Here is a 26,154-nt window from a genome sequence, read left to right as displayed (position 1 = left end):
GGGGCGGCGTTTCATCCCTGGGCAGAGGCGCCTCCGCCTCGGAACGGAGACTTGTCAGCCATGCGTGTACTGCTTGTGGGAGCCGGCGGGGTGGGTACCGCGATCACCCGGATCGCCGCCCGTCGCTCGTTCTTCGAGGCCATGGTCGTCGCCGACCGGGACCTCGCCCGCGCCGAGGCCGCCGTGGCGGCCGTGGACGACGGGACCGGCCGCTTCTCCGCCGCCCCCGTAGACGCCTCCGACGAGGCCGCGGTCACCGCGCTGCTCACCGAGCGGGGCTGCGACGTCCTGCTCAACGCCACCGACCCGCGCTTCGTGATGCCCCTGTTCGGCGCCGCCCTCGCCGCCGGCGCCGACTACCTCGACATGGCGATGTCGCTGTCCCGACCGCACCCGGAGCGCCCCTACGAGGAGTGCGGGGTCAAGCTCGGCGACGCCCAGTTCGAGCGGGCCGCCGAGTGGGAGAAGGCCGGACGGCTGGCCCTGGTCGGGATGGGCGTGGAGCCGGGCCTGTCGGACGTCTTCGCCCGCTACGCCGCCGACGAGCTGTTCGACACGATCGAGGAGATCGGGGTGCGCGACGGCGCGAACCTCACCGTCGACGGCTACGACTTCGCACCGTCGTTCAGCATCTGGACCACCATCGAGGAGTGCCTCAACCCGCCGGTGGTCTACGAGACAGGACGCGGCTGGTTCACGACCGAGCCCTTCAGCGAGCCCGAGGTCTTCGACTTCCCCGAGGGCATCGGGCCCGTCGGTTGCGTGAACGTCGAGCACGAGGAGGTGCTGCTGATGCCACGCTGGGTCGACGCCGGACGCGTGACCTTCAAGTACGGCCTGGGGGAGGAGTTCATCGGCACCCTCAGGACCCTCCACCAGCTCGGCCTGGACCGCACCGGACCCGTCACCGTGCAGAGCGACCGCGGTCCGGTCCGGGTCAGCCCGCGGGACGTCGTGGCCGCCTGCCTGCCCGACCCGGCCACGCTGGGCGAGCGCATGCACGGCAAGACCTGCGCCGGAACGTGGGTGAAGGGGACGAAGGACGGCCGGGCGCGCGAGGTGTACCTGTACCACGTCGTCGACAACCAGTGGTCGATGCGCGAGTACGGCTCGCAGGCCGTCGTCTGGCAGACGGCCGTCAACCCCGTCGTGGCCCTGGAGCTGATGGCCGCGGGCACCTGGGCGGGCAGCGGCGTCCTCGGCCCCGAGGCCCTGGCCCCGCGTCCCTTCCTCGACCTGCTGACCTCCTACGGCTCCCCGTGGGGCGTGCGGGAGTCCTGACCGCCGGCCAGCCAGTCGGCGATGGCCGCGGTGATGGGCTGCCCCGTCGCCAGCTCGACGAAGCCGAACTGACCGCCCTGGTTGCACTCCAGGAACCACCAGGTCCCGTCGGTGTCCTCGGCGAAGTCGAAGGCGCCGTAGGCGAGTCCGGCCGCGGCCATGTACTCCCGCACCGAGCGCGCGATGCGCACCGGCGGCTCCACGGGCTCCCAGTCGGCGTCCTCGGGGCTGTTGAACCGGCCGTCGACCTGGCCGGGACCGGACTTCTTGCGGGCCGCGAACAACCCCGTCCCCACACAGGTCAGGCGGATGTCGGCGGCCTTGGGTATGTACTGCTGCAGCAGCGTCGGCCCCGCCGCGACCGCGGAGAAGTCGGCGTCCGGGGCGACCAGCGTGGTCGGCAGCGCCATCGGCGGATCGCCCGGGTGCGTGCCGGAGACCGACTTGACGACCAGCTGCGGATGCTGCTCGGCGAACTCCCGTGCCGCCTGCGGGAAGGTGGTGATGAGCGTGGCGGGGACCGCGAACCCCGAGTGGTGCGCGGTGAACAACTGCCACGGCTTGTAACGGGCCTGCGCCGCGGCGGCCGGGTGGTTCATCCACCGGGCCCGCACGCAGCGCAGCGCCCCGTACAGTGCCGCGCCGGCCTCGGCGGTCAGCCACTCGGACTGCTCCGCCGCGCCCGCGCCGGGTGTGCCGGGTCTTCGTATCCAGATGGAGCGCACGCTGTCCATGCTCACCATGCGCTCCTGGACCGACAGATACCCGCGTACGTCACCGCGTACGTACTCGGCGGACATGGAGACCTCACCGGGCAGGTCCGCAGGGTCCAGGCGGACCACCGGTGTCCCGCGGTCGTGCAGCGCCGCCACCACCAGGTCGGCTGTCACGTCCTCGGGTGAGGTGAGGATCAGGACGGTCATGGGGGTTCGGGGTGCTCAGTCGTCGAAGTGCGTCTTGGAGCCGGCGGTGGAGACGGTGGCGGCCGTGGCGAGCAGCAGCGCGCGGTCGGTGATGACGGGGCGTCCGTCGGGGAGCACGTTCAGCTGCAGGGCGGAATCGTAGGTGTACGGCGCTACAAATGTTTCGGGTGTGGCCGGCCGGGCATGAATCAGCGCGAACGGTCGCATGGCTTCTCCTCACTTCTCCTGCGCGTCGGGCAGCAACCAGCTCAAGTGCCCAACTGCGGCCCTACGTATGAGACTCACGTGGTGCCCTGAACCGTTCCCTGTAACTGGTGTGACGCAGGTAACTATACGTGCTTGAAGTGCATGGGTTCGCTACTCAGAGTGACCAAGTGACTCTCTTTCGTAGGTATCGCCAGGGGGTACTTGTCTACGGGTACCCGCTGCACGGCCTGGGTTGCGCACTGTCACGGAGCCCGTCGCCCGCGTTCCTCCTCCAGCGCCAGCACCTCGGGCAGGTTCCCGAGCCGCTCCAGACCTCGAACCGCCCTCGCCGTACGGTGGTTGGCGGCGAGCAGATCGCGGTGCCGGTGCACGAAGGACCAGTAGCCGGTGGTGTACGGGCAGGCGCGCTCGCCCGTCCGTTCGGCGGGCCGGTAGGCGCAGCCGTCGCAGAGGTCGCTCATGCGGTGGATGTAGGCGCCCGCGGAGGTGTACGGCTTGGTCGTCATCAGCCCGCCGTCCGCGTACTGGGACATCCCGACCACGTTCGGCGCCATCACCCAGTCGTGGCCGTCGACGAAGCAGCGGTGGAACCAGTCGGTCAACTCCGCCGGATCCCAGCCGTGTTGGAGCGCGTGGCTGCCCAGCACCATCAGCCGGGGGGTGTGGTGGGTCCACCCCGTGTCGCGGACCTGGGCCAGCACCGTCGACAGGCAGCGCGCCCGCACCGCGTCCGCGTCCAGTTCCAGGAACCAGCGCGGCAGCCGTGTGTGGTGCCGCAGTTCGTTGCGCTGCCGGTAGTCCGCGCCGAAGTGCCAGTACAACTGCTGCACGTACTCCCGCCAGCCGGCGATCTGCCGGACGAAGCCCTCCACGCTGTTCAGCGGCGCGTCACCTGAGCGCAACGCGCGCTCGGCCCGCTCGACGCACTCGGCGGGGTGCAGCAGCCCCAGGTTCAGCGGGGCGGAGAGCAGGCTGTGGCTCATCACCGGGTCCCCGGCGAGCATGGCGTCCTCGTACCGCCCGAACTCCGGCAGCCGGTGCGCGACGAAGGAGCGCAGCGCCGACAGGGCCTCGCGCCGGGTCACGGGGAACAACCGGGGGCCGTCGCGGCCGACGAAGCGGACCCGGCCCTCGCGCTCCCAGCGGTCGAGGTCGCGCCGGACCTCCTCGTCGATCTCGTCCTCGTGCGGCCGCCAGGGCGGCGGTACCCCGAGGTCGTCCCGGTCGCGCGGGGGCGGCTCCCGGTTGTCGTGGTCCAGGTTCCAGCGGCCGCCGGCCGGTTCGCCGCCGTCCATCAGCAGGTCGTGGGAGCGGCGCACCCAGCGGTAGAAGTCCTCCAGCCGCAGGCGTGCCCCGCCGCGATCCTCGAGCCAGCCGGCGAACTCCTCGCGCGACACCAGGAATCCGCGGTCCGGCAGGACCTCGACCCGGTCCATCGACTCCACCAGCCGCAGCGCGGCCCGCGAGCTCGGCCGGGACACCGTCACCCGCGCGTCGCCGGCCGCCTCGCGCAGCCCCTCGCGATAGGTGCCGGCCCGCACGTAGCGCACACGGTCGCCGAGTTCCGCCGCCCGGTGCCGCATCGCGGACAGCAGGAGGTGGGCCTTGGCCCGGTGCGAGCGGCGCCGGGCGAACGCCGAGCGCGCCTCGACCATTACCACGGGCACGCCGGGGTCGAGGAAGTGCGGTCCCAGCTGGTCGCCGAAGAGCCAGTGCGGACGTGGCGCCATGCGGGCGCACCTCCCGTGCGACGTAGGGCGGACGTCCGGGATGTACCGGATGTCCCGGGCGGGGGACATCCTTCATCACGGCGGCGCCCGACGCCCGCAACGGCGCCCGCCGCGGGGCGCCGATGTCGTCGTACGGAGTACCGGAGTACCGCGGAGTGCCGCGCCCGGACGGCGTCAGCCGCCCTGTGCCCCGCCGGGCCGGGTGACGTCGCGCTGCCAGCGGACCTCGCCGTCCACGACGACGGACGTGGGGGTGAGGCCGGCGGCCGCGGCGACGGAACGGGACGCAACGTGACCGGGGTGGACATGGGCGACGACGCGGTCCACGGGGAGTGCCGCGAGCCGGGCGACGAGGGCGACGGCGGCCTCGGTGGCGATGCCGCGGCCCTGCCAGGGGACGCCGGTCACCCAGGCGACCTCCGCGACCGTGCCGTCGGGGGTGTCCCACGCCACCGTGGCCTGCACGGTGCCCGTGAGGCGGTCCTCCGCGCGCAGCCGGACCACCCAGTTCCACCAGGACACGGCGGGGTCCCCGGAGCCGGCGACCAGGCGGGTGTAGCGGGCGCGCAGACCCGGCGCGTCGTACGGGGTGCCACCGGTGAACTCGTGGAGCCCGGGGTCGCAGAGCACGTCGGCCATCTCCCGCGCGTGATCGACCCGCAGCGGTTCGAGCACCAGCCGCGGCGTGGTGATCGCCTCGGGCGCGCAGGGGCGCGCGGGCGGCGTCACCGCGGGATCCCGAAGAGCCGGACGGCGTTGCCGTACAGGACGCCCCGCGCCCACGCCTCGCCCAGCTCCAGCCGCGTCAGCGCCTGCAGGGCGTGCGGGTACGCGTACGGGATGTTGGGGAAGTCGCTGCCGAACAGGACGCGTTCGCCGAGGTCGGCCAGTCGCTTGCGCTCCGGGGGCGGGAAGGGCGCGTCGGCCTCGCTGAAGTCCGTGAACGCCATCGTCGTGTCCAGGTGCACGCCCTCGTACCGCTCGGCGAGGTCCAGGAACGCCCCGTACTCCGGCATGCCCATGTGCGCGACGACCAGCCGCAGCCGGGGGTGCCGGGCCAGCAGCCGGGCGATCGGGCCGGGGCCGGTGTGGCGGCCGGGGACGGGCCCCGAACCGCAGTGGGTGACGACGGGGACGCCGCTGTCCGCGAGCAGGCCCCAGACGGGGTCGAGCAGCGCGTCGTTGGGGTCGAAGGCGCCGACCTGCACGTGGCACTTGAAGACCCGGGCGCCCGCCTCCAGCGCCTGCCGGACGTAGCCCGGCGCCTCCGGCTCCGGGAAGAAGGTCGCCGTGTGCAGGCAGTCGGGCGTCCGGGCGGCGAAGCCGGCGGCCCAGGAGTTCAGCCAGGCGGCCATCGCGGGCTTGTGCGGGTAGAGCATCGAGGTGAAGGCGCGCACCCCGAACGCCCGCAGCGTGGCCACCCGCTCGTCCTCGTCGGTGCGGTAGGCGATCGGCCACGGTCGGCCCGTGAGCGGGCCGGCCGAGTCGAAGTACGCCCAGACCTTGGCCAGCACGCGGTCGGGCATGAAGTGGGTGTGGACGTCCACGATCCCCGGCAGGCCCAGGTCCTGCCAGAGCCGCCTCACCCGTAGGGCCTCGTCCGCCGGCGCCATGTCCGTCACCTCTGCCACTGTGCCTCCTCCATGGCGGTGATCCTCACACGAACCGCGGCCCGCCGGGGCTGCGGCCCTTGTCATCGGCATCGCGCATCCATAGCATCGCCAGTGTTACAGCAATACTGTCATGCTCGTCGCGAAGCCGGAGGCCCCGATGACCGAGGCGCGAACGCGACCGGGGGAACGACCGGGGGAACGGCCGGGAGAAGCGTCCTCCGCCGGAGGACCGCTCGCCGGTGTGCGCGTGGTGGAGCTGGCCGGCATCGGTCCGGCCCCCTTCGCCGCCATGCTCCTCGGCGACCTCGGCGCCGACGTCGTCCGCGTCGACCGGCCGGGCGGCCCCCGCCTCGGCGTCGACCCGGCGCACGACGTCACCAACCGCAACAAGCGCTCCGTGGTCGCCGACCTCAAGAGCGAGGAGGGCGTCCGGCTGGTCCTGGACCTCGCCGCCCGTGCCGACGTCCTGCTGGAGGGCAACCGCCCCGGCGTCGCCGAACGCCTCGGCGTCGGCCCGGCCGACTGCCACGCCCGCAACCCCCGCCTCGTCTACGGCCGCATGACCGGCTGGGGTCAGGACGGGCCGCTCGCCCCGCGCGCCGGGCACGACATCGGGTACATCGCCGTCGCCGGGGCCCTGGGGATGATCGGCCCCGGCGACGGTCCGCCCGCGATCCCGGCCAATCTGCTCGGGGACTACGCCGGCGGCTCCCTCTACCTGGTCACCGGTGTGCTCGCGGCCCTGCACCACGCCCGCGCCACCGGCACCGGCCAGGTCGTCGACGCGGCCGTCGTCGACGGCGTCGCCCACCTCGGCGCGATGATCCGCGGCATGGTCGCCGCCGGCGGCTGGCAGGACCGGCGGGGCGCCAACCTGCTGGACGGCGGCTGCCCCTACTACGCCGTCTACGGGACCGCCGACGGCGGCTGGATGGCCGTCGGCGCCCTGGAACCCGCCTTCTACGCGGAGTTCGCCCGGCTGCTCGGCCTCCCGGAGGACGCGCCGGACCGGGGCGACCTCGGACGCTGGGACGAACTGCGCACCCTGATCGCGGCCCGCTTCATGTCCCGTACCCGTCGGGAGTGGACGGAGGTCTTCGAGGGCAGCGACGCGTGCACGGCGCCGGTGCTCTCGCTGGCCGAGGCCGCGTCCCATCCCCACCTGGCCGCCCGCGGCACCTTCGCCGCCACCGGCGGCATCACCCAGCCCGCTCCCGCCCCGCGCTTCTCCGCGACGCCCGGCGCGCTGCGGCGGCCGCCCGCCCTGCCCGGCGCGCACACCGCGGAGGTCGCCCGCGACTGGGACCTTCCGGTGTCCGTCCCCGGGGTCACGACGCCCACCCCCCTCGTCGAGCGGGCCGGCGACCGGCTCCCGTAGCCGGGCCACCGGCGGAAGGCAGGCACCAGCATGCGGCGCGACCTCTTCACGGCCGAGCACGAGGCGTTCCGGGAGACCGTCAGGGCCTTCCTGGCCAGGGAGGTGCTGCCGCACCACGAGCGCTGGGAGAAGGCCGGCATCGTCGACCGCGAGGCCTGGCTCGCCGCCGGCCGCCAGGGCCTGCTCGGCCTCTCGGTGCCGGAGGAGTACGGCGGCGGAGGCGGCGACGACTTCCGCTACGCGGTCGTGCTGGCCGAGGAGTTCGCGCGCGCCGGAGCGCACGGGCTCGCCCTCGGCCTCCACAACGACATCGTCGGCCCGTACCTGACCGGGCTGGCCACCGAGGAGCAGAAGCGGCGCTGGCTGCCCGGGTTCTGCAGCGGCGAGACCATCACGGCCATCGCCATGACCGAGCCCGGCGCCGGCTCTGACCTGCAGGGCATCCGCACCACCACCGCCGACGAGGGCGACGCCTGGGTCCTCAACGGCTCCAAGACCTTCATCTCCAACGGGATCCTCGCCGACCTCGTCGTGGTCGTCGCCCGCACCACCCCCGAGGGCGGCGCGCGCGGGCTGAGCCTGCTCGTGGTGGAACGCGGCATGCCCGGCTTCGAACGCGGCCGCAACCTCGACAAGATCGGCCAGAGGGCCCAGGACACCGCCGAACTCTTCTTCCGCGACGTACGGGTGCCCAAGGAGAACCTGCTGGGCACCGAGAACCAGGCCTTCCTCCACCTCATGGCCAACCTCGCCCAGGAGCGGCTCACCATCGCCGTCGCCGCGGCGGCGGCCGCCGAGCACCTGCTGGACCTCACCACCACCTACGTCAAGGAGCGCGAGGCCTTCGGCCGGCAGCTCGCGCGGCTCCAGCACATACGCTTCGAGATCGCCGAGATGGCCACCGAGTGCGCCGTCACACGCGCCTTCGTCGACCGTTGCGTCGGCGAGCACGCGGCGGGCCGCCTCGACGCGGTGCACGCGTCGATGGCCAAATGGTGGGCGACGGAACTGCAGAAGCGGGTCACCGACAGGTGTTTGCAACTGCACGGCGGCTACGGCTACATGAGCGAGTTCCCGATCGCCAGGGCCTTCACCGACGGACGTGTCCAGACCATCTACGGCGGCACCACGGAGATCATGAAGGAGATCATCGGCCGTTCGCTGCTCGGCTGATCCACCCCCTCGCACCACCCCCACACCCACACCCACACCGACACCCTCATCGAAAGGCATCCGACGTTGAGCACCGACGCCTACGTCTACGAGGCCATCCGCACCCCGCGCGGGCGCGGCAAGGCCAACGGCTCCCTGCACGGCACCAAGCCCATCGACCTGGTCACCGGGCTCATCGACGAACTGCGCCGCCGCCTGCCGGGCCTCGACCCGGCCGCAATCGACGACATCGTGCTCGGTGTCGTCACCCCGATCGGCGACCAGGGCTCCGACATCGCCAAGACCGCCGCCATCGCCGCCGGGCTGCCCGAGACCGTGGCCGGCGTCCAGGAGAACCGCTTCTGCGCCTCCGGCCTGGAGGCCGTCAACATGGCCGCCGCCAAGGTCCGCTCCGGCTGGGAGGACCTGGTGCTCGCGGGCGGCGTGGAGTCGATGTCCCGTGTCGCCATGGGCTCCGACGGCGGCGCCTGGGCCATGGACCCGATGACCAGCTACACCACGGGCTTCGTGCCCCAGGGCGTCGGCGCCGACCTCATCGCCACCATCGAGGGCTTCAGCCGCCACGACGTGGACTCCTACGCCGCCGAGTCGCAGGCCCGCGCCGTCGAGGCGTGGAAGGAGGGCCGCTTCGACCGCTCCGTCGTCCCCGTCGTCGACCGCAACGGCCTGGTCGTCCTCGACCGCGACGAGCACATCCGGCCCGGCACCACCGCGGAGAGCCTGGCGGGGCTCAAGCCGTCCTTCGCCACGATCGGCGAGGCGGGCGGCTTCGACGCCGTCGCGCTGCAGAAGTACCACTGGGTCGAGAGGATCGACCACGTCCACCACGCGGGCAACTCCTCGGGCATCGTGGACGGCGCCGCACTGGTGGCCATCGGCAACCGCGAGACAGGCGAGCGCTTCGGCCTGACCCCGCGCGCCCGCATCGTCTCCGCCGCGGTCTCCGGCTCGGACCCCACCATCATGCTCACCGGCCCCGCCCCCGCCTGCCGCAAGGCGCTCGCCAAGGCCGGGCTGACCGTCGACGACATCGACCTGGTCGAGATCAACGAGGCCTTCGCCGCGGTCGTCCTGCGCTTCATGCGCGAGATGGGCCTGAGCCACGACAAGGTCAACGTCAACGGCGGCGCCATCGCGCTCGGCCACCCCCTCGGTGCCACCGGCGCCATGATCCTGGGGACCCTCGTCGACGAACTGGAACGCCGCGACCAGCGGTACGGACTCGCCACGCTGTGCGTCGGCGGCGGCATGGGCATCGCCACCGTCGTCGAGCGCCTCTGACCTGCTGTCCCGCACCCCGCTACGGAGCCGACCGAACATGACCGCTCTTCCGACGAACACCACCATCCGCTGGGAACAGGACGAGACCGGGGTCGTCACCCTCGTCCTCGACGACCCGAACCAGTCCGCGAACACCATGAACCAGGCCTTCAGGGAGTCCCTGCGGGCCGTCGCCGACCGCCTGGAGGCGGAACGCGACTCCGTCCGCGGCGTCATCGTCACCTCCGCCAAGAAGACCTTCTTCGCCGGCGGCGACCTCAAGGACATGATCAAGGCGGGGCCCGAGGACGCCCCGCAGATCTTCGAGGCCGGCATGGGCATGAAGCGCGACCTGCGCCGCATCGAGACCCTCGGCAAGCCCGTCGTCGCCGCCATCAACGGCGCGGCCCTCGGCGGCGGTTACGAGATCGCGCTCGCCTGCCACCATCGCGTGGCACTCGACGCGCCCGGCTCGAAGATCGGCCTGCCCGAGGCCACCCTCGGCCTGCTCCCCGGCGGCGGCGGGGTCGTCCGCACGGTGCGGCTGCTCGGCATCACCGACGCGCTGCTGAAGGTGCTGCTGCAGGGCAACCAGTACGACCCGCGGCGCGCGCTGGAGAACGGGCTGGTCCACGAGGTCGCGACCGACCACGACGACATGCTCGCCAGGGCGCACGCCTTCATCGACGCCCACCCCGAGTCGGCGCAGCCCTGGGACGCCAAGGGCTACCGCATCCCCGGCGGCACCCCCAGCACGCCCAAGTTCGCCGCCAACCTGCCCGCCTTCCCGGCCAACCTGCGCAAGCAGCTCGCCGGCGCCCCCTACCCGGCCCAGCGCAACATCCTCGCCACCGCCGTGGAGAGCGCCCAGGTCGACGTCGACACCGCTTTCGCCATCGAGGCCCGCTACTTCACCGAGCTGGTGACCGGCCCGATCGCCAAGAACATGATCCAGGCCTTCTTCTTCGACATGCAGGCCGTCAACTCCGGTGCCAGCCGCCCCAAGGACGTACCGGCCCGCACCGTCACCAAGGTGGCCGTGCTCGGCGCCGGCATGATGGGCGCGGGCATCGCCTACTCGTGCGCCAAGGCCGGCATCGAGGTCGTCCTGAAGGACGTCAGCGCCGAGGCCGCCGAGCGCGGCAAGGCGTACTCCGCCGGTCTCCTCGACAAGGCCCTGGCCAGGGGCCGTACCACCCAGGAGAAGCGGGACGAGCTGCTCGCCCGGATCCACGCCACCGCCGACCCGCAGGACCTGGCGGGCTGCGACGCCGTCATCGAGGCGGTCTTCGAGGACCCGGCCCTGAAGCACAAGGTGTTCCAGGAGATCGAGGGCGTCGTCGCCCCCGACGCCCTGCTGTGCTCCAACACCTCCACCCTGCCCATCTCGCTCCTGGCGGAGGGCGTGCAGCGCCGCGAGGACTTCATCGGCCTGCACTTCTTCTCGCCGGTCGACAGGATGCCGCTGGTCGAGATCATCAAGGGGGCCCGCACCGGCGACGAGGCGATCGCCCGCGCCTTCGACCTGGTCCGGCAGATCCGCAAGACCCCGATCGTCGTCAACGACTCGCGGGGCTTCTTCACCTCGCGCGTCATCGGGCACTTCATCAACGAGGGGGTGGCGATGGTCGGCGAGGGCGTCGACCCCGCGACCGTGGAACAGGCCGCCGCCCAGGCCGGTTACCCGGCCAAGGTGCTCTCCCTGATGGACGAGCTGACGCTCACTCTGCCCCGCAAGATCCGCGAGGAGTCGCGGCGCGCCGTGGAGGAGGCAGGCGGCACCTGGCAGCCGCATCCCGCCGATGCCGTCGTCGACCGCATGGTCGAGGAGTTCGGACGCACCGGACGCAGCGGCGGCGCCGGGTTCTACGACTACGCCGACGGCAAGCGGGCGGGCCTGTGGCCCGGGCTTCGCGAGCACTTCACCAAGCCCGAGGCGGCGGCCGTCCCCCTGGAGGACCTCAAGGAGCGCATGCTCTTCGTGGAGGCGCTGGACTCCGTCCGCTGCCTGGAGGAGGGCGTTCTGACCTCCGTCACCGACGCCAACATCGGTTCCATCCTGGGCATCGGCTTCCCCGCCTGGACCGGCGGTGTCCTGCAGTACGTCAACGGCTACTCCGGAGGCCCGGCCGGCTTCCTGGCCCGCGCCGAGGAGCTGAGGGCCGCGTACGGCGAGCGCTTCGCGGCCCCGGAGCTGCTGGTGCGGAAGGCCGGGCGGGGCGAGACCTTCACCGACGGCTGAGCCGTACGGCTGACCCGTACGACCGGCCCGTACGACCGGCCCGGACGCCGGCGCCGCGGCCCCCCTCGGTGGGGGGACCGCGGCGCCGCCGTCTCACTCCCCGCCGCGCCCCCGGTCGCCGAACCCGGCGGCGGTGGCCCGCAGTTCCTCGGCGAGCGACCGCTGGAAGGCGGTGACCAGGGCCTGGACGACCATCGGCTGCAGGTCGTCGGTGAGCCTGCGCATCCGGGCCCGCTCCTCGGGCGCCGGGCGCCCGGCCACGTACGGCTGCCACACCTCCTGCTGGAAGAGCCGGTGCAGCTCGTGGGCGACCGCGCGGGCGTGCTTCAGCACGATCTCCCGGGTGGCGAGCAGCGTCTCCAGCGGGATCGGCACGTCCAGCAGGCGCACCCCCAGGTGCAGCAGCGCCGGGTTCACCAGCAGCACACCGGGGTCCGCGGTGGGGTGCAGGACGCCCATGGCGGCGAGCCGGTCCAGGTCGTGGCCGCTCAGCGGCCGGCCCGCCCGCTGCTCCAGCCCGTCCCGGGCCAGTTCCTCCGCCGCGTCGGGCATCCACGTCGCCACCAGCGCCCGGTGCAGCGCGAGGTCCTCGGGGGTGATGTCGGCGGGCAGCTGCTCCAGGTAGCGGCCGATCGCGGCCAGGGTCAGCCCCTGCCGCTGCAGCTCCTCGATCAACGCCAGCCGGGCGAGGTGGTCCGGCCCGTACAGACCGATGCGGCGGGTGCCCAGTTCCGGCGGCGGCAGCAGGCCCTTGGCGCTGTAGAAGCGGATCGTGCGGACCGTCGTACCGGACCGTGCCGCGAGCTCGTCCACCGTCAGACGCGGCTCCTCGGCCGCCGGCGCGGTCTGCCGGGCGGGGGACTGCGTCATGCGCCGGATCTCGCTCTCTGCCTCGCCGCGCTGGTCATGACACCAGTATGACCGGTCAGGGTGCGGCGCCGGGGCCGTGCGCCTCCGGCGGTCCGCAGGGCGCCCTGCGCGCGCTCACGGTGCCCGTCCCGTGCACCCGGCCGCTCCGTGGGCCGTTCACCGTACTCGGACGGTGCCGCGCGGGGCGGCCACGCCGACCAGCGCGATGTCGTCGTGGGGGCGGTCGGCGAGCCACTCGGTGGTGCGCATCTCCACATGCTCGACCAGGGACTCCACCGGCATGCCGACGCAGTCGGCCACGGTCGTCTTCAGCCGCTCGGAGCCGAAGAACTCACGGCCTGTCACCCCGCCGCGGGCCTCGGTGACCCCGTCCGAGTACAGCAGGCAGCTCTCGCCGGGCTGCAGCACCGTGGTGAAGGTCGTGGCCCGCACGTCGGGCACCGCGCCGATCAGGGTGCCGGAGGTGCCGGCCTCCTCCACATCGCCGGAGACCCGCAGGATGAGCGGGGCCGGATGGCCGCCCGTGGTCAGCCGCAGCCGCACCTGACCGCGGCCGAGCGGGGTGACGCCCGCCAGCACCATGGTGGCGAAGCGCGTGTGGGCGGTGTCGAGGAGCGCGTGGTTGAGCAGTGTCAGCAGCCGCACGTGGTCGGTCTCGACCAATCGCAGGGCGCTGAGGGTGTTGCGGATCTTGCCGGTGAGGACGGCGGCCTCCAGGCCCTTGCCGCACACGTCCCCCAGCACCACGGTGCTCTCGCCGTCGGAGTCCTTCGCCGGGTAGGTGTCGTAGAAGTCCCCGCCGACGCGCAGCGTCTCACGGGACGGCCGGTAGGAACCCGCCACCTCGGTGCCCCTGATGGGCCCCAGCCGCGGCGGCAGCAGGTCCTCCTGGAGCACGGCGGCGCTGCGCGCCTGCTCGGTGTAGCGGACGGAGGCGGAGATCGCGGCGCCGGCGCGGGCGGCGAAGACCCGGGCGAAGGCCTCCTCCTCGACCGTGAACGGCCCACCGGGGCGGCGCAGCAGGACGAGTGCGCCCGCCGGGACCGCGTCGCCCGGCAGCGGGGTGACCAGCAGCGACACCGGGGTGCCGAAACCCTCCGGAAGCAGCCAGTCCGGGGCCCGCACGGGATCCGTCCGGCGGGACGGCGGCGGGGGGAACCCGGTCAGCGCCTCGGCCAGCCCCGGCACCTCGGCGGGGTCGGCGGCCAGGGCGGACTCCTCCACGCCGGGGCGGCCGGTGACGGCCCGGGTCAGCCGCAACCCCTCCCGGTCGGGCGGGGAGACGACCACCGCGGCGTCGGCGAGCCGTGAGGCGGCCAGCTCCGCCGTGGCGGTCGCACACGTGCGCGGGTCGAGCGAGGAGAGCAGCCCGGCGGACGCCTCGGCCAGGAACTCCGCGCGGCCGTGGGCCAGCCGTAGTTCGCGGTCGGTGCTGCGGGCGTCCGTCACGTCGGTGAGGTACCAGGCGTGGTGGCCGCCCGGGAGCTCGGCGCGGCGTGCCGTCACCTGCCGGCTCCCCATGCCTCCGTGGGCGGTGGCGGTGCCCGAGGCGTCCGCCGCCGTCAGCCAGGCGGGGGCGGTCTCGGCGAGCACGCGGCCGGCCACCAGCCGCGGCGCCCAGGAGGTGATCACGGCGTTGACGGCACGGATCACCCCGGCGCGGTCGCTGACCACGACGGCGGTCTCGGTCAGGGACTCGACGAGCGCGCGCAGCACCCGCTGCCCGATCCGAGCGGAGGTGGCTGACCCCTGCTCTCGGGCCACTGGCGAGCGCGGAGGCGGGAGAGACGTCACGATGCGGTGGGAGCAAGGCCGGGGCCCTGTGGGACCGTCGGGATCGCTCCGGTCCTCTCGTACCTGGACGAAGGTTGGCCGGGCAGACAGTTGCCCTTCGGCAAGAGTCTTCCCCATCCCCCGTCACCGGGCAAGCTCCTCCCAGCGGTTCACAACCAGTCCAGGCACATCACCAGCGCGTCGTCCTCGGCCTCCGGCAGCACGCGGTGACCCGGCAGTTCGCCCAGGATCGCCCGCGGGACGTCCGCGGCCGGGAGCAGCCGGGTGGCCAGGACCGCACGGGCCAGCGCCCGTTCGCCGTACGTCTCGCCGCCGGGTGAGGCGGTCGCGTAGACGCCGTCGCTGACGATCAGGAGCCGGTCCCCGGAGCGCACCTCGAAGGGCTGCGGGACGTAGGGGGTGTCCTCGAACATGCCCAGGGGGGACTGGGCCTCGAAGTCGATCCGGTCCACCGCCGAGCCGCGCAGCCGGTACACGCGCGGCGATCCGGCCTCGACCACCTCGGCCGCGCCGGTCGCCAGGTCGAAGCGCATCAGCAGGACCGACACGTACTGTTCGCCGCGGTACCGGGCGTAGACGGCCTGGTCCGCGAGCATCGCCTGGTCGGCGAGGGGGACGCCGGCGCGCCGGGCGTTGCGCAGCGCGTTCACGGTGAGGCTGGTCAGCAGGGCGGCCTCGATGCCCTGTCCCATGCCGTTGGTGACGGTCAGCGTGAGGTCCCGCGCGGCGGCCGACCAGTCGAAGTTGTCGCCGTGGATGTCGTAGGCGGGCTCCAGCTGGGCGCCGAGGGCGTACTCGGGGCGGGCGCAGGCCCGTCCGGGCAGCAGCCCCCACTGCACCTCGGCGGCGAGGGTGAGCCGGTTCCGGCGGCGGGCGCGCAGGTAGCGGTCGGTGTCCCGGTCGGCGACGAGGAGGTGGTGGCCGAGCATCTCCGCGATCTCGGTGAGGTCGCGCACCTCCTCGGGCGCGGGTTCGCCGGGCAGCGCGACGCTGAGCACGCCGATGCGGTCACCGCGCACGCTCACCGGAAGGTGGAGGCGCACGCCCTCGTCTCCGGCCGCCTCGGCGAACGGTTCCTGGGCGCCGAAGGCCCGGCCCTCGGGTGTTCCCGCGAGGGGCACGGCGGCCTCCGTGGGCTCGGGCGCGGAGACCGGCTGGAGCACCGCCAGGCCGTAGTCGGCGAGCAGGATCTCCACGGAGCGGGCCGCGCAGTGGGTGCGCAGGACGTCCGTCAGGGCGGCGGGCAGGGCGTGCGGGGGCGCGGCGCGCAGGGCGCGTTCGGCGGCGAGGGGGGCGTGTCGGTTCACCGGGGTGCGACGGTCCTTCTGGGTGCGGGGGCGGGTCGGTTAGCGTGGTGGCGCGTCGTTTGGCGCGCCCTGTCCTGTCTTCGTCTACCCGCTCGCCGGCGGTATCCCTCCGGCGGCACGCCGTGAGGAGGTCCCCTTGCCCGCCACCACCGGATCGCAGCGGGACGCCGCCGTGGCCGCGGCGTCGTCCGTGGTCGAGGCACTCGAGGTGCTGTGGGGCCGCGGCCGGGACGCGGGGGACCCGCCCGTGCCGCCCTCGCAGTTGCGCGTGCTGTTCGCGCTGGAGGGCAACGAGGGGATCAACCTGCGGACGCTGTGCGACGTCCTGGGCGCCGGGCCGCCCGCGGTGAGCCGGCTCTGCGACCGGCTGCAGGCGGTGGGCTACCTCACCCGGGACACCAGCCCCACCTCACGCCGCGAGGTGTGCCTGTGGCTCACGCCGCGCGGTACCGCCTTCCTCGCCCAGCTGCGGGAACGCAGGGAGGAGGAACTGGCGACGGTCGTGTCGGCGATGCCCGAACGCGCCCGCCGCGCCCTGCTGGAGGGGCTGACCGCGTTCCGCTCCGCCGCAGAGGCGACGGGGCTGGGCGCCGTACGGCCGCTGCCCGGAGGCCGCAGCCACACCGCGTAGTCGTCCGGTCCCGGTCCCCGGGTGCGCCCGGCCGTGCGCCCCGCGCCGGGGGGTGCCCACCGGCGGGCCGAACTGCGGGCGATCGTTGTGTTCGACTACTGTTGCCAAACGGCAATGATCGAAGATGATCGGCACTGACCCAAAGGGCATCCGGCCAGGGTGCCGTTCGCGTACGATCCCATCGCCCCACCTGGGGCACCACAGGGGTGGGGAGACGATGTGGAAGGCAACACGCTGACGCCCCCCGAGGGCGTCATCCCCAGACAGGGCGACGGCCGGCGCAGCCGGCTCTCCGTCCTCCTCGTCGAGGACGACGCGGGGGACGCGCTGCTCGTCGAGGAACTGGTCGCCGACAGCGGGGTGCCCGTCGAACTGCGCTGGGTACGCACGCTGGCCGAGGCCGGCACCGAACTGGCCGCCCGCCCCGCCGACTGCGTCCTGCTCGACCTGCACCTGCCCGACGGCCAGGGCCTCGACGCCCTCGGCCGGGCACTGTCGCTCACCGACCGTGCCGCCGTCGTCGTGCTCACCGGTCTCGCCGAGGAGCGGACCGGCCTGGCCGCGCTCTCCGCCGGCGCCCAGGACTACCTGGTCAAGGGGCGGGTCGAGGGCGAACTCCTGGGGCGCGCGCTGCGCTACGCGGTCGAACGCAAACAGGCCGAACGGGCGGCCCTCGCCCTGCGGGCCAGCCAGATGCGGGCCCAGGAGAACGCGCGCCTGGAGCGCGGACTGCTCCCGCTGCCCATGCTGCGCACCAAGGACGTCACCGTCACACCCCGCTACCGTCCGGGCCGGGCCGACTCCCTGCTCGGCGGTGACTTCTACGACGTCGTGGAGACCACCGAGGGCGTCGTCCACACCCTCATCGGGGACGTCTCCGGGCACGGGCCCGACGAGGCCGCGCTCGGCGTCGGACTGCGCATCGCCTGGCGCACCCTGGTGCTGACCGGCGTCGAGGGCGCCCGGCAACTCGCCCTGCTGGAGCAGGTGCTGGTGGCCGAACGCGCCGCCCCCGAGATCTTCGCCACGGCCACCATCCTCACCCTCGCGCCCGACCGCCGCACGGCCCGGGTCTGGCGGGCGGGCCACCACGGACTGCTCAACCTCACCCCGGACGGCACCGTCGAGTACACCGAGCCGCCCCGCGGGCCCGCCCTGGGCGTGGTGCCCGGCATGGGGGAGTGGCCCGAGGGCCGGCTCGAACTGCGGCCCGGCCAGTCGCTGATGCTCTTCACGGACGGGCTGTTCGAGGGCCGCACCGACGAGGGACGGCTCGGCGAGGACGGCCTGCTCGCCCTGGCCAGGCAGCACGCCACGCTGCCCGCCTCGGAGTTCGTCGACACCCTGATCGCGCGCGCCGAGGCACTGGCCGCCGACCACGGCGGCCTGGACGACGACCTGGCGGTGGTCCACCTCACCTGGAGCGCCTCGCCGTGACCGCCACCCCCGCGCGGCTGACCGTCCAGGGCTGGATCGTGCTGGTCCTCGCCGCCCTGGGGGTGTTCATGACCGTGGCCGCGGGCGTCGGCTTCACCCAGCTGCGGCGCACGGCCGAGGTCTCGGACCACCTGATCGCCCGGGTCTCGCCCGCGCGGGTCGAGGCCTACCGGCTGCAGACCGCCCTCGTCGACCAGGAGACCGGGGTCCGCGGCTACGCCATCACCGGCGACCCGGACTTTTTGGAGCCCTACACCCGCGGCCGGGCCGTCGAGGAGGACGCCGCCCGTCGCATGCGCGGCCTCGTGGACGGCCTCCCGGAACTCGTACGCGACCTGGACGCGCTGCGGCAGGCCGCCGCCGACTGGCGCCGGCGGTACGCGCAGCAGGTCGTCGACCGCACCAAGGCCCTCGGCCGCGGCACCCCCGACGCGGCCACCACCCGCCGGGGCAAGGAGGCCTTCGACCGGGTCCGCGCCCTGTCCGGGACCCAGGCCCGCCGGCTGGACGCGGAACGCGCCGCCGGCACGCGGCAGCTGGCGGACGCCCGCACCCTGCGCGACCGGGTCTTCGGGCTCATGGTCGTGGCCTTCTTCCTCACCGCCGTCGCGCTCGCCGTCCTGGTGCGGGTGATGGTCGTCCGGCCGCTGAACCGGCTCCGCGAGGCCGTGCAGAACGTGTCGGGCGGCGAATACGACCGCCGTATCCCGTCCCACGGCCCCGCCGACCTGCACGCCGTCGGCGCCGCCGTGGAAGCGATGCGGCGGCGCATCGTCACCGACCTGGGGGAGTCGCGGCGCAAGGAGGAGCAACTGCGCCACGAGGGCGAACTGCGCGAGGCGCAGGCCGAGGAACTGCGCCGCTCCAACGCGGAGCTGGAGCAGTTCGCCTACGTCGCCTCGCACGACCTGCAGGAACCGCTGCGCAAGGTCGCGTCCTTCTGCCAACTGCTGGAGAAGCGGTACGGCGAGAGCCTCGACGAACGCGGCACGCAGTACATCGCCTTCGCCGTCGACGGCGCCAAGCGCATGCAGGTGCTCATCAACGACCTGCTGACCTTCTCCCGGGTCGGACGGCTGGGCGACGCCAGCGTGCCGGTCGCCCTGGACGAGCCGCTGGACCGCGCGCTGGGCAACCTGTCCGTGGCGATAGAGGAGTCGGGTGCCGTGATCGAGCGCCCGCCCGCGCTGCCCGGCACCGTGGGCGACCCGACCCTGCTGGCCATGCTCTGGCAGAACCTGGTCGGCAACGCCGTCAAGTTCCGTGCGGAGGACCGGCCGCCCCGGGTGACCATCACCCTGGACGAGCCGGGAGCGCCGCAGGACTCCGGGAGTCCTGACGGGGACGGCATGCTCCACTTCTCCGTCACCGACAACGGCATCGGCGTTCCGGCGGAGTTCGCCGACAAGATCTTCGTCATCTTCCAGCGCCTGCACAGCCGGGACGGATACGGCGGTACGGGCATCGGGCTCGCGCTGTGCAAGAAGATCGTCGAGTACCACGGCGGCCGGATCCGGCTCGACCCCGGCCGTCCGGAGGGCACCCGCATCCGCTTCACCCTGCCGGCGGCCGCCGAGCGGGCACCCGCACCGGACGAGGAGTCCGCTTGAACCTGCAGGAACCGGAACCGATCATCGTGCTGCTCGTCGAGGACGACCCCGGCGACGAGCTGATGACCCGCGAGGCGTTCCAGGAGAACAAGGTCCGCAACGTCCTGCACGTCGTACGGGACGGCGAGGAGGCCCTCGACTTCCTCCACCGGCGCGGCGCCCACGCCGGCGCGCCGCGCCCCGGGCTGATCCTCCTCGACCTCAACCTGCCCCGCTTCGACGGCCGCCAGGTGCTCGCCGCGATCAAGGCCGACGCCGACCTGTGCACCATCCCGGTCGTCGTCCTCACCACCTCCGAGGCCGAGGAGGACATTCTGCGCAGCTACAAGCTGCACGCCAACGCCTATGTGACCAAGCCGGTGGACTTCGAACGCTTCATCGACGTGGTCCGGCAGATCGACGACTTCTTCGTGACGGTGGTGAAGCTCCCGGGCCGCTGAACCGGGCGCCCGGCGCCGCTCAGACCTGCCGCCAGCGGGCCATCGCCCAGGAGAACACCCCGAACAGGGCCAGCCCCGCGGCGATCACCGCCAGCAGCCACGGCCCGGCGGGGGTGTCCCGGAACGTGCGCAGGGTGTCGTCCAGCCCCTTCGCCCGATCCGGGTCGAAACGGACCGCCGCGACGACGACGAAGCAGCCCGCGGCGGCGAAGACCACGCCGCGGCTGCTCCCTCCGGCGACCCCGAGGAAGTCGACCACCCGGCGCACCCGCCGTGACATCGCGCCGGTCCGCAGGTGTTTGCGGAAGCGCCGCAGCAGCGCCCGTACCGCGATCCACACCCCGGCTCCCGCGAGGGCCAGCCCCGCCGCCCCCACCAGCCAGCGGCCCATGGGCCAGCCCAGGGCGTGCGCGGTGACGTCCTTGGAGGTCTTGTCGCTCGAACCGCCGGCGGAGGAGCCGTCCACCGCGAAGGTCACCACCGAGTACGTCACGAAGGCGTAGAACACCGCGCGGGCCGCGGACATGAGCCGCTTGCCGGCCTTGCCGCCGTCAGGACCCGCCGCGCCGAACGCGGCCTCCGACAACCGCCACAGCGTCATCCCGGCGAACCCCACCGCCAGGGCCCAGACCAGGTACCCCCCGAAGGGCTGCGCCGCGAGCCGGGCGACCGCGCCGCCCCGGTCGGCCTGCTCCGAGGACCCGTCGAAGGCGACCCGCAGCGCGAGCACCCCGAGCAGCGCGTAGACGACCCCGCGCGCCGCGAGGCCCGCCCGCGCCCCGGCGCGGATCGTCTTCCTCCCCCGCGTCCCGGGCCGTACCGCGCCCGCACCCACCGTCGTGTCCACACCGGCCTCCCTGCCCCGACTGCCTTCGGTCCACCGGGTGCCCCGTCGCGGCCGGAACACACCCGGCGACACGGCGGCGCGCGGCTGCGTGGAGTGTCCGGCCCGGGGTATCCGCGTGGTGCGAACACACTTCCGGCCAGGGGCCGGACAAGGTTGGGGTTGAGGTGGAGATGGAGATCTCGAGCATCATCAGTGCCATCGTGATCGGTCTGATCATCGGTGTGCTGGGGCGTCTGGTGGCGCCGGGGCGACAGCCGATCGGAGTGCTGTGGACGATCGTCGTCGGCATCGTGGCCGCCTTCATCGGCAGCGCGATCGCCCAGGGGTTCGGCGTCGCCGACACCGACGGCGTCGACTGGGTCGAGTGGTTGATACAGATCGGCCTCGCGGCCGTCGGAGTGAGCCTGCTGTCGCGCAGCAAGTCGCGGCGGTGAGCACTGCGGTCCGGCCGCCCCCGCCGCGGGTGGGGGCGGCCGGACCGCGTACGAGGACGGCGACCGGACCGGTCGCCGTCCTCGTCATGCCCGGGCCACGCCGCGCGCGCCACGGGCAGCCGATGGTAAGTCAGCTATGACGTGCACGACCGAGCAGTGGGAGGGTGCCATGTCCAGGGGCGACGCGGACGGCCGGACCGGCCCGAGGGACGGGCGTGACGAGACTGAGGACGAGCGCGCCGACCGGAAGTGGGGCGAGCTCATCCAGGAGGTGCGGGTCGCCCAGACGGGCGTGCAGATCCTCTTCGGCTTTCTGCTGACCGTCGTCTTCACCCCGCACTACCAGCGGCTCGGGACGACCGACCACACGATCTACATCGTCACGGTGGTGCTCGGCGCCTGCGCGACCGGGGCGCTGATCGGCCCGGTCTCCTTCCACCGGGTCGTCTCCGGCCGCCGCATCAAGCCGCAGGCCGTGCGCTGGGCCTCTCGGCTCACCTTCGTTGGGCTCGTGCTGCTGCTGGCCACGATGACCTCGGCGCTGCTGCTGGTGCTGCGCGCCGCCACCCACGACGCCTATGTGCCCTGGCTCGTCGCCGCGGTCCTGGTCTGGTACCTCGTCTGCTGGTACGGGCTGCCGATCTGGGCCCGGTACCGCCACACGGGCGACTGATCCACGGCCGGGCGCACATGGACGCGGTGGCCGGAAACCCCAGGGTTTTCCGGCCACCGCGTTCATGTCGTTCGAGGCGTACGGTCCTCAGACGCGCAGGACGCGGTCGACGAGGTCGCGGTAGCCCCGCAGGGCCAGGCGCAGCCTCTCGGTGTCGCCGTTCTCGCTCTCGTTCCGTCCGCCGGCCCGCCAGCCCGAGCGCAGTTCGTCGCGTCGGCTGCGCAGTTCCTCCACCAGCCGCTCGGTGGCCTCGCCGAGGACCTCGTCGGCCTCCTCCACGGCGTGGCGCGGCTCGTCGACGAAGCCGCCGACGGCGTGCTGCAGCCGCTGCTGCAGCTTGTCCACCGCGCCGTCCACGCGCGGCGGAGCGCCCGGGGCGGGCACCCGCTCCTCCTGCCGCGCCGGGCTGCCGCCGGGCTTCTCCGCCGCCGCGGGGCCGGGGCCGCCGGCGGTCGCGGGCTTCGCGCTGTGCTCGGGCTTCGGGCCGTGCTCGGGCTTCGCGCCGTGCTCGGGCTTCGCGCCGTCCTCGGGCCGCGACCATCCGGTGGGCCGGCGCGCGGCAGGAGGCTCGTCCTTCGTGTCCGCGCTCTCCGGCGCGGCGGAGAACGTCGGCTTGCCGGGGGTCTGCCCGGAGGGGGCCGTGCGCCCCTCGCGTCCGGTGCCGGTGCCGGTGCCGGTGCCGGACGTCGTGGCGGCCCGGTCGCTCTCGTCGGTTCCGTCGGTTCCTTCGGTGTCGTGGTGCTCGTGCGTGGGGTTCATCGATTGCTCCAGGACGGCAGGTGGAAGCGGTGGGAGCCGTTGCGGCCGGAGTCCGCGTCACCCGCGCCGTCCTCGCGCGAGGTGGTGCGGGGCTCCTTGTCCACCGCGATGAGGTCGTCGAACAGCGCCCGCGCGCCGAGCAGCCGCGCGCGCAGTTCCTCGGTGTCCGCCGTGGTGCGGTCACCGTCCTTCCGGGATTCCGCGGCGCCGCGCAGGTCGCGGTAGGCCTGGAGGTGCCGGGGGCGGTGGACCGACAGCGCGTCGATCTGCTCGCCCGAGGTGTGCTCCGGGAAGCCGCGTTCGTGCGCCAGCCGGTCCAGCAGCCCCGACGCCTCCCGCACCGCCTGCGCGGGGGAGTCGACGAACCGCTCCTGCAGGGCGGCCCACCGGGCGCGGTACTCCTCGGTCCGACGTGCGCTCAGCGGCTCAGGGGCCAGACCGCCGTGCCGGTCGACGCGCCCCTGCAGCTCGCGGTGCGCCGCGTCCGTGTCGCCTTCGTGCCGGGCGACCGTGCGTTCGTACTCCGGTCCGAAGCGTCGCCTGAGCTGCCCCGTGCCGCCGCCGCGCCGCGTCGTGACGACCGCGGCGAGGGCGATCAGGACAACGACGACGACCGCCCCGATGATGATGCCCGTGGTCATGGTGTGCCTCCCGGGGGCCGTCGTCCGGCCCCGACGTTCGAACTGGCCGTGGTGCGGGTCTCGTTGCACCAGAAGTGCGTGTTACCGCGATCCGTTCGTCCACACGTACGACGTCGGGGCAGGGGAGCGTCAGCGCGGCAGGTGCACGTGGATGACCTTGCCGCCCGCGCGCAGCAGCGTCACCCGGATGTCCCGGGCCAGCCGGCGCACCAGGCGCAGGCCGTAGCCGCCGGGCAGGAAGCGCTCGGAGGGCGGGGGCGGGGCCGGCAGCCGGTCGTTGTGGTCCTGGACGGACACGCGGATCGCGTCCGGTACCGCCACCACGTCGAGGCCCGCCAGCCCGCCGCCGTACCGGAAGGCGTTGGTGACCAGTTCGGAGACGACCAGCAGGCAGTCCTCGACCCGCTCCGGATCGACTCCTCGCAGCCGCGCACGGGCAAAGTCACGCGCCTCGCCGATGGTGGTGGGCAGCGGCCGGTCCGCCGGCACGGGCCGCACGATCCCCGCGCCTTCCGCGTCTAGGTCAATGCTGTACACGCACGATCACCCCGTAGGCATCCTCGGTCCCTCACTGGTCTGCCCGGACTGGCCGGTCCTACGCTGCCCTTGGCGCGATTCACGTCCATCCGGGAATGGTGGGAATGCTTCGTGGAGGAGCGGGTACCCGAGGGGCAACGTACGGGAACATGACGTAGAGGTGCAGAGGTGCGAGGAGGAGCCGTGATCGCCGACGTGAGCGGGACGAGCACCGGGGTCGAGAGCCCCGAGGTCGACGTACTGCCGCAGATCGCCGACCCGAGCAGCGTGGCTCCCACGAGCGCGCGCCGCCTGTCGAAGCTCTTCCTCGAGCGCCTGACGGTGCTCGAGGAGGGCACCCAGGAGTACCAGTACGCCCGCAACACCCTCATCGAGATGAACATGTCGCTCGTGCGGTTCGCGGCCAGGCGCTTCCGCGACCGCAGCGACGAGATGGAGGACATCGTCCAGGTCGGGACGATCGGTCTGATCAAGGCCATCGACCGGTTCGACATCTCGCGCGAGGTGGAGTTCACCACCTTCGCGGTGCCGTACATCGTCGGTGAGATCAAGCGGTTCTTCCGCGACACGACCTGGGCCGTGCACGTGCCGCGCCGCCTCCAGGAGCGCCGGGTGGAGCTGGCCCGCGCCCGGGACGAGCTGTCCTCCCGGATGGGCCGCGCCCCGAAGGTGAGCGAGCTCGCGGCCCTCATGGACATCTCCGAGGCCGAGGTCGTCGAGGCCCAGGTGGCCTCCAACGGCTACACGGCCTCCTCCCTGGACGCGGCCATGAACGGCGACGACGGCGACGACGGCGAGACGGTGCTCGCCGACTTCATCGGCGCGGTCGACCCCGCCATGGAACTCGTCGAGGACCTCGGCTCGCTCGCACCGCTCGTCGTGGAGCTCGGTGAACGCGATCGTCAGCTGCTCCATCTGCGGTACGTGGAGGAACTGACGCAGGCCCAGATCGGCGAGATCATGGGCTGCACGCAGATGCACGTCTCGCGGCTGCTCTCGCGCACCCTGGCCCGGCTGCGGGCCGGGCTCCTCCAGGACGGCTGCGCCTGACCTCCACCCCGTCCCCCGCCACGTGCCCGCGCCCGGTCCCTTCGGGCGCGGGCACGTGTGCACCGCCTACGATGCGCGGATGACCGATCACGATCAGGCGGCGCCGGACCGCCGCTTCCGCCCGCTGGTCCGGATGACGGCCCGGGACCCGCACGAGCCGCACCGGGTCGCCACGCCGCTGGAGCTGTTCTTCGACCTCTGTTTCGTGGTGGCGGTGGCCCAGGCCGGAGTGCGGCTGGTGCACGCGGTCGCGGAGGGCCACGCCGGGCAGGGTGTCCTCGGCTACTGCCTGGTCTTCTTCGCGATCTGGCTGGCGTGGCTGAACTTCACCTGGTTCGCCTCGGCCTTCGACACCGACGACGTGCCCTACCGCATCGCCACCTTCGTCCAGATCGCCGGCGTCCTGGTGCTGGCGGCCGGGGTTCCCCGCGCGTTCGACGCCAACGACTTCTCGATCGCCGTCGCCGGCTACGTCATCATGCGCGTCGCACTGGCCTTCCAGTGGCTGCGCGCGGCACGCAACGCGGCCGGACCGGCACGGACCACGGCGCTGAGCTACGCCGCGGGTCTGGTCGTCGTCCAGGTGGGATGGGTCGTCCTGCTGCTCCAGCCCGTCGGCGGGCTGTGGTACTGGGGCTTCCTGATCCTGGCGGTCGCGGAACTGGCGGTGCCCATCTGGGCCGAGCGGGCGCAGCGCACCACCTGGCATCCGCACCACATCTCCGAGCGCTACGGCCTCTTCACCATCATCGTGCTCGGTGAGTCGGTGGCCGCCGCGACGGTGGCCGTGCAGTCCGCCGTCGACGAGTTCTCCGCGCTCGGCGAGCTGCTGCCCGTCGGCCTGGGAGGACTGCTCATCGTGTTCTCCGCCTACTGGCTCTACTTCGCCATCCCCATCCACCAGCACCTCACCAGCGGCGCGCGGGCGTTCCTGTGGGGCTACGGGCACTACCTCGTCTTCGGCTCGGCCGCCGCCATCGGCGCGGGCCTGGAGGTCGTGGTCGAGCAGGCCGTGGGCAAGGCGCACATCTCGCAGACGGCCGCCGCGGCCGCCGTCACGCTGCCGACCGCCGTCTTCCTGCTGACGGTCTGGCTGATCCACTCCCGCAGCGCCAAGCGCGGGTTCGCCGAGCACGCGGTACTGCCCGGCTGCGCCCTGGCGGTCCTGGCGAGCACCTTCTGCGGGGACGCGGCGGTGCCGGTGGCGGGGCTCGCCATGGCGGCCGCGGTCGCCGTGGGCGAGGTGCTGCACTCCCGCCACTCCCGCCGCCGGCCGGCCGCCTGAGGACGGCGGACGGGGTGCCCCGCCGGAGGACG

General features: G+C 73.3%; 25 protein-coding genes. 13 read left to right on the top strand and 12 right to left on the bottom strand.

What is annotated here, in order from left to right:
* The first annotated feature begins 60 nt into the window (after positions 1-60).
* The gene (locus CHF15_RS09825; RefSeq protein ID WP_089223283.1) at positions 61-1,281 is read left to right on the top strand and encodes a saccharopine dehydrogenase family protein; all 1,221 of its coding nucleotides are present in this window, start codon (positions 61-63) and stop codon (positions 1,279-1,281) included.
* Here CHF15_RS09825 and tgmB read toward each other — a convergent pair.
* The 5 genes from tgmB to CHF15_RS09800 form a co-directional block, all read right to left on the bottom strand.
* Positions 1,248-2,204, bottom strand: a complete 957-nt coding sequence (tgmB, locus tag CHF15_RS09820; RefSeq protein ID WP_089223282.1) for an ATP-grasp ribosomal peptide maturase — start codon at positions 2,202-2,204, stop codon at positions 1,248-1,250. The two genes, CHF15_RS09825 and tgmB, sit on opposite strands and share 34 nt — an antisense overlap.
* Positions 2,205-2,219: 15 nt before the next feature.
* Positions 2,220-2,411 (bottom strand): putative ATP-grasp-modified RiPP, encoded by a 192-nt coding sequence (gene tgmA / locus CHF15_RS09815; protein ID WP_018562451.1) that lies wholly within the window; start codon positions 2,409-2,411, stop codon positions 2,220-2,222.
* Positions 2,412-2,653: 242 nt separating this feature from the next.
* The gene (locus CHF15_RS09810) at positions 2,654-4,141 is read right to left on the bottom strand and encodes a cryptochrome/photolyase family protein (RefSeq protein ID WP_089223281.1); all 1,488 of its coding nucleotides are present in this window, start codon (positions 4,139-4,141) and stop codon (positions 2,654-2,656) included.
* Between the two features lie 174 nt (positions 4,142-4,315).
* A complete protein-coding gene (locus CHF15_RS09805; protein WP_089223280.1) occupies positions 4,316-4,870 on the bottom strand; it encodes a GNAT family N-acetyltransferase in 555 nt (184 codons plus the stop codon).
* Positions 4,867-5,754 (bottom strand): amidohydrolase family protein, encoded by an 888-nt coding sequence (locus tag CHF15_RS09800; RefSeq protein ID WP_089223564.1) that lies wholly within the window; start codon positions 5,752-5,754, stop codon positions 4,867-4,869. The genes CHF15_RS09805 and CHF15_RS09800 overlap by 4 nt, the downstream gene beginning before the upstream one ends.
* 157 nt (positions 5,755-5,911) lie before the next feature.
* Here CHF15_RS09800 and CHF15_RS09795 point away from each other — a divergent pair, with 157 nt between their 5' ends.
* The 4 genes from CHF15_RS09795 to CHF15_RS09780 all read left to right on the top strand — a co-directional run bounded on the left by CHF15_RS09795 (position 5,912) and on the right by CHF15_RS09780 (position 11,807).
* Positions 5,912-7,132 carry a CaiB/BaiF CoA transferase family protein gene (locus tag CHF15_RS09795; protein ID WP_245938752.1) on the top strand — a complete coding sequence of 407 codons (1,221 nt, stop codon included), beginning with the start codon at positions 5,912-5,914 and terminating at the stop codon, positions 7,130-7,132.
* A gap of 30 nt (positions 7,133-7,162) precedes the next feature.
* Positions 7,163-8,305, top strand: a complete 1,143-nt coding sequence (locus CHF15_RS09790; protein ID WP_089223278.1) for an acyl-CoA dehydrogenase family protein — start codon at positions 7,163-7,165, stop codon at positions 8,303-8,305.
* 66 nt (positions 8,306-8,371) lie between these two features.
* On the top strand, positions 8,372-9,586 hold the full coding sequence (locus CHF15_RS09785; protein WP_089223277.1) for an acetyl-CoA C-acetyltransferase: 1,215 nt from the start codon (positions 8,372-8,374) through the stop codon (positions 9,584-9,586).
* Between the two features lie 37 nt (positions 9,587-9,623).
* On the top strand, positions 9,624-11,807 hold the full coding sequence (locus CHF15_RS09780; RefSeq protein WP_089223276.1) for a 3-hydroxyacyl-CoA dehydrogenase NAD-binding domain-containing protein: 2,184 nt from the start codon (positions 9,624-9,626) through the stop codon (positions 11,805-11,807).
* Between the two features lie 93 nt (positions 11,808-11,900).
* Here CHF15_RS09780 and CHF15_RS09775 read toward each other — a convergent pair whose 3' ends face one another.
* The 3 genes from CHF15_RS09775 to CHF15_RS09765 all read right to left on the bottom strand — a co-directional run bounded on the left by CHF15_RS09775 (position 11,901) and on the right by CHF15_RS09765 (position 15,778).
* On the bottom strand, positions 11,901-12,677 hold the full coding sequence (locus CHF15_RS09775) for a MerR family transcriptional regulator (protein ID WP_089223275.1): 777 nt from the start codon (positions 12,675-12,677) through the stop codon (positions 11,901-11,903).
* A gap of 156 nt (positions 12,678-12,833) precedes the next feature.
* Positions 12,834-14,393 (bottom strand): PP2C family protein-serine/threonine phosphatase, encoded by a 1,560-nt coding sequence (locus CHF15_RS09770; RefSeq protein ID WP_089223274.1) that lies wholly within the window; start codon positions 14,391-14,393, stop codon positions 12,834-12,836.
* A 227-nt stretch (positions 14,394-14,620) separates the two neighbouring features.
* Complete coding sequence (locus tag CHF15_RS09765; protein ID WP_089223273.1) at positions 14,621-15,778, bottom strand: PP2C family protein-serine/threonine phosphatase; 1,158 nt, start codon at positions 15,776-15,778, stop codon at positions 14,621-14,623.
* Positions 15,779-15,914: 136 nt separating this feature from the next.
* On the opposite strand from CHF15_RS09765, the gene CHF15_RS09760 reads away from it, so the two are divergent.
* The 4 genes from CHF15_RS09760 (at position 15,915) to CHF15_RS09745 (ending at position 19,896) form a co-directional block, all read left to right on the top strand.
* Positions 15,915-16,409 carry a MarR family winged helix-turn-helix transcriptional regulator gene (locus CHF15_RS09760; protein WP_179279719.1) on the top strand — a complete coding sequence of 165 codons (495 nt, stop codon included), beginning with the start codon at positions 15,915-15,917 and terminating at the stop codon, positions 16,407-16,409.
* A gap of 219 nt (positions 16,410-16,628) precedes the next feature.
* Positions 16,629-17,846 carry a PP2C family protein-serine/threonine phosphatase gene (locus CHF15_RS09755; protein ID WP_089223272.1) on the top strand — a complete coding sequence of 406 codons (1,218 nt, stop codon included), beginning with the start codon at positions 16,629-16,631 and terminating at the stop codon, positions 17,844-17,846.
* Positions 17,843-19,456 carry a sensor histidine kinase gene (locus CHF15_RS09750; RefSeq protein ID WP_245938751.1) on the top strand — a complete coding sequence of 538 codons (1,614 nt, stop codon included), beginning with the start codon at positions 17,843-17,845 and terminating at the stop codon, positions 19,454-19,456. Before CHF15_RS09755 ends, CHF15_RS09750 begins: the two co-directional genes overlap by 4 nt.
* A 2-nt stretch (positions 19,457-19,458) precedes the next feature.
* The gene (locus CHF15_RS09745) at positions 19,459-19,896 is read left to right on the top strand and encodes a response regulator (RefSeq protein ID WP_089223561.1); all 438 of its coding nucleotides are present in this window, start codon (positions 19,459-19,461) and stop codon (positions 19,894-19,896) included.
* 19 nt (positions 19,897-19,915) lie between these two features.
* Here the strand turns inward: CHF15_RS09745 and CHF15_RS09740 are convergent, their stop codons facing one another.
* Complete coding sequence (locus CHF15_RS09740) at positions 19,916-20,743, bottom strand: DUF1206 domain-containing protein (protein ID WP_089223271.1); 828 nt, start codon at positions 20,741-20,743, stop codon at positions 19,916-19,918.
* A gap of 170 nt (positions 20,744-20,913) precedes the next feature.
* Between CHF15_RS09740 and CHF15_RS09735 the strand changes: the two genes are divergently transcribed.
* Positions 20,914-21,177 (top strand): GlsB/YeaQ/YmgE family stress response membrane protein, encoded by a 264-nt coding sequence (locus tag CHF15_RS09735; protein ID WP_089223560.1) that lies wholly within the window; start codon positions 20,914-20,916, stop codon positions 21,175-21,177.
* A gap of 169 nt (positions 21,178-21,346) precedes the next feature.
* The gene (locus CHF15_RS09730; protein ID WP_089223559.1) at positions 21,347-21,850 is read left to right on the top strand and encodes a DUF6328 family protein; all 504 of its coding nucleotides are present in this window, start codon (positions 21,347-21,349) and stop codon (positions 21,848-21,850) included.
* 87 nt (positions 21,851-21,937) lie between these two features.
* Here CHF15_RS09730 and CHF15_RS09725 read toward each other — a convergent pair whose 3' ends face one another.
* From CHF15_RS09725 to CHF15_RS09715, 3 genes are all read right to left on the bottom strand, one after another.
* Positions 21,938-22,609, bottom strand: a complete 672-nt coding sequence (locus CHF15_RS09725) for a hypothetical protein (RefSeq protein WP_089223270.1) — start codon at positions 22,607-22,609, stop codon at positions 21,938-21,940.
* Positions 22,606-23,250, bottom strand: coding sequence for a hypothetical protein (locus CHF15_RS09720; protein ID WP_089223269.1), 645 nt, complete (start codon positions 23,248-23,250; stop codon positions 22,606-22,608). Before CHF15_RS09720 ends, CHF15_RS09725 begins: the two co-directional genes overlap by 4 nt.
* Before the next feature lie 129 nt (positions 23,251-23,379).
* On the bottom strand, positions 23,380-23,787 hold the full coding sequence (locus tag CHF15_RS09715) for an ATP-binding protein (protein WP_089223268.1): 408 nt from the start codon (positions 23,785-23,787) through the stop codon (positions 23,380-23,382).
* 183 nt (positions 23,788-23,970) lie between these two features.
* On the opposite strand from CHF15_RS09715, the gene CHF15_RS09710 reads away from it, so the two are divergent.
* Entirely contained in the window at positions 23,971-24,837 is an 867-nt protein-coding gene (locus tag CHF15_RS09710; RefSeq protein WP_089223267.1) for a SigB/SigF/SigG family RNA polymerase sigma factor, read from the top strand.
* A gap of 79 nt (positions 24,838-24,916) precedes the next feature.
* The gene (locus CHF15_RS09705) at positions 24,917-26,122 is read left to right on the top strand and encodes a low temperature requirement protein A (RefSeq protein WP_245938750.1); all 1,206 of its coding nucleotides are present in this window, start codon (positions 24,917-24,919) and stop codon (positions 26,120-26,122) included.
* Positions 26,123-26,154 lie beyond the last annotated feature (32 nt).

It is taken from the genome of Actinacidiphila glaucinigra (assembly GCF_900188405.1).
In the GTDB taxonomy this organism is placed as follows: domain Bacteria; phylum Actinomycetota; class Actinomycetes; order Streptomycetales; family Streptomycetaceae; genus Actinacidiphila; species Actinacidiphila glaucinigra.
Note: the sequence above shows the minus strand (reverse complement) of the source record. Positions and strands in the feature narration are given on the sequence as shown.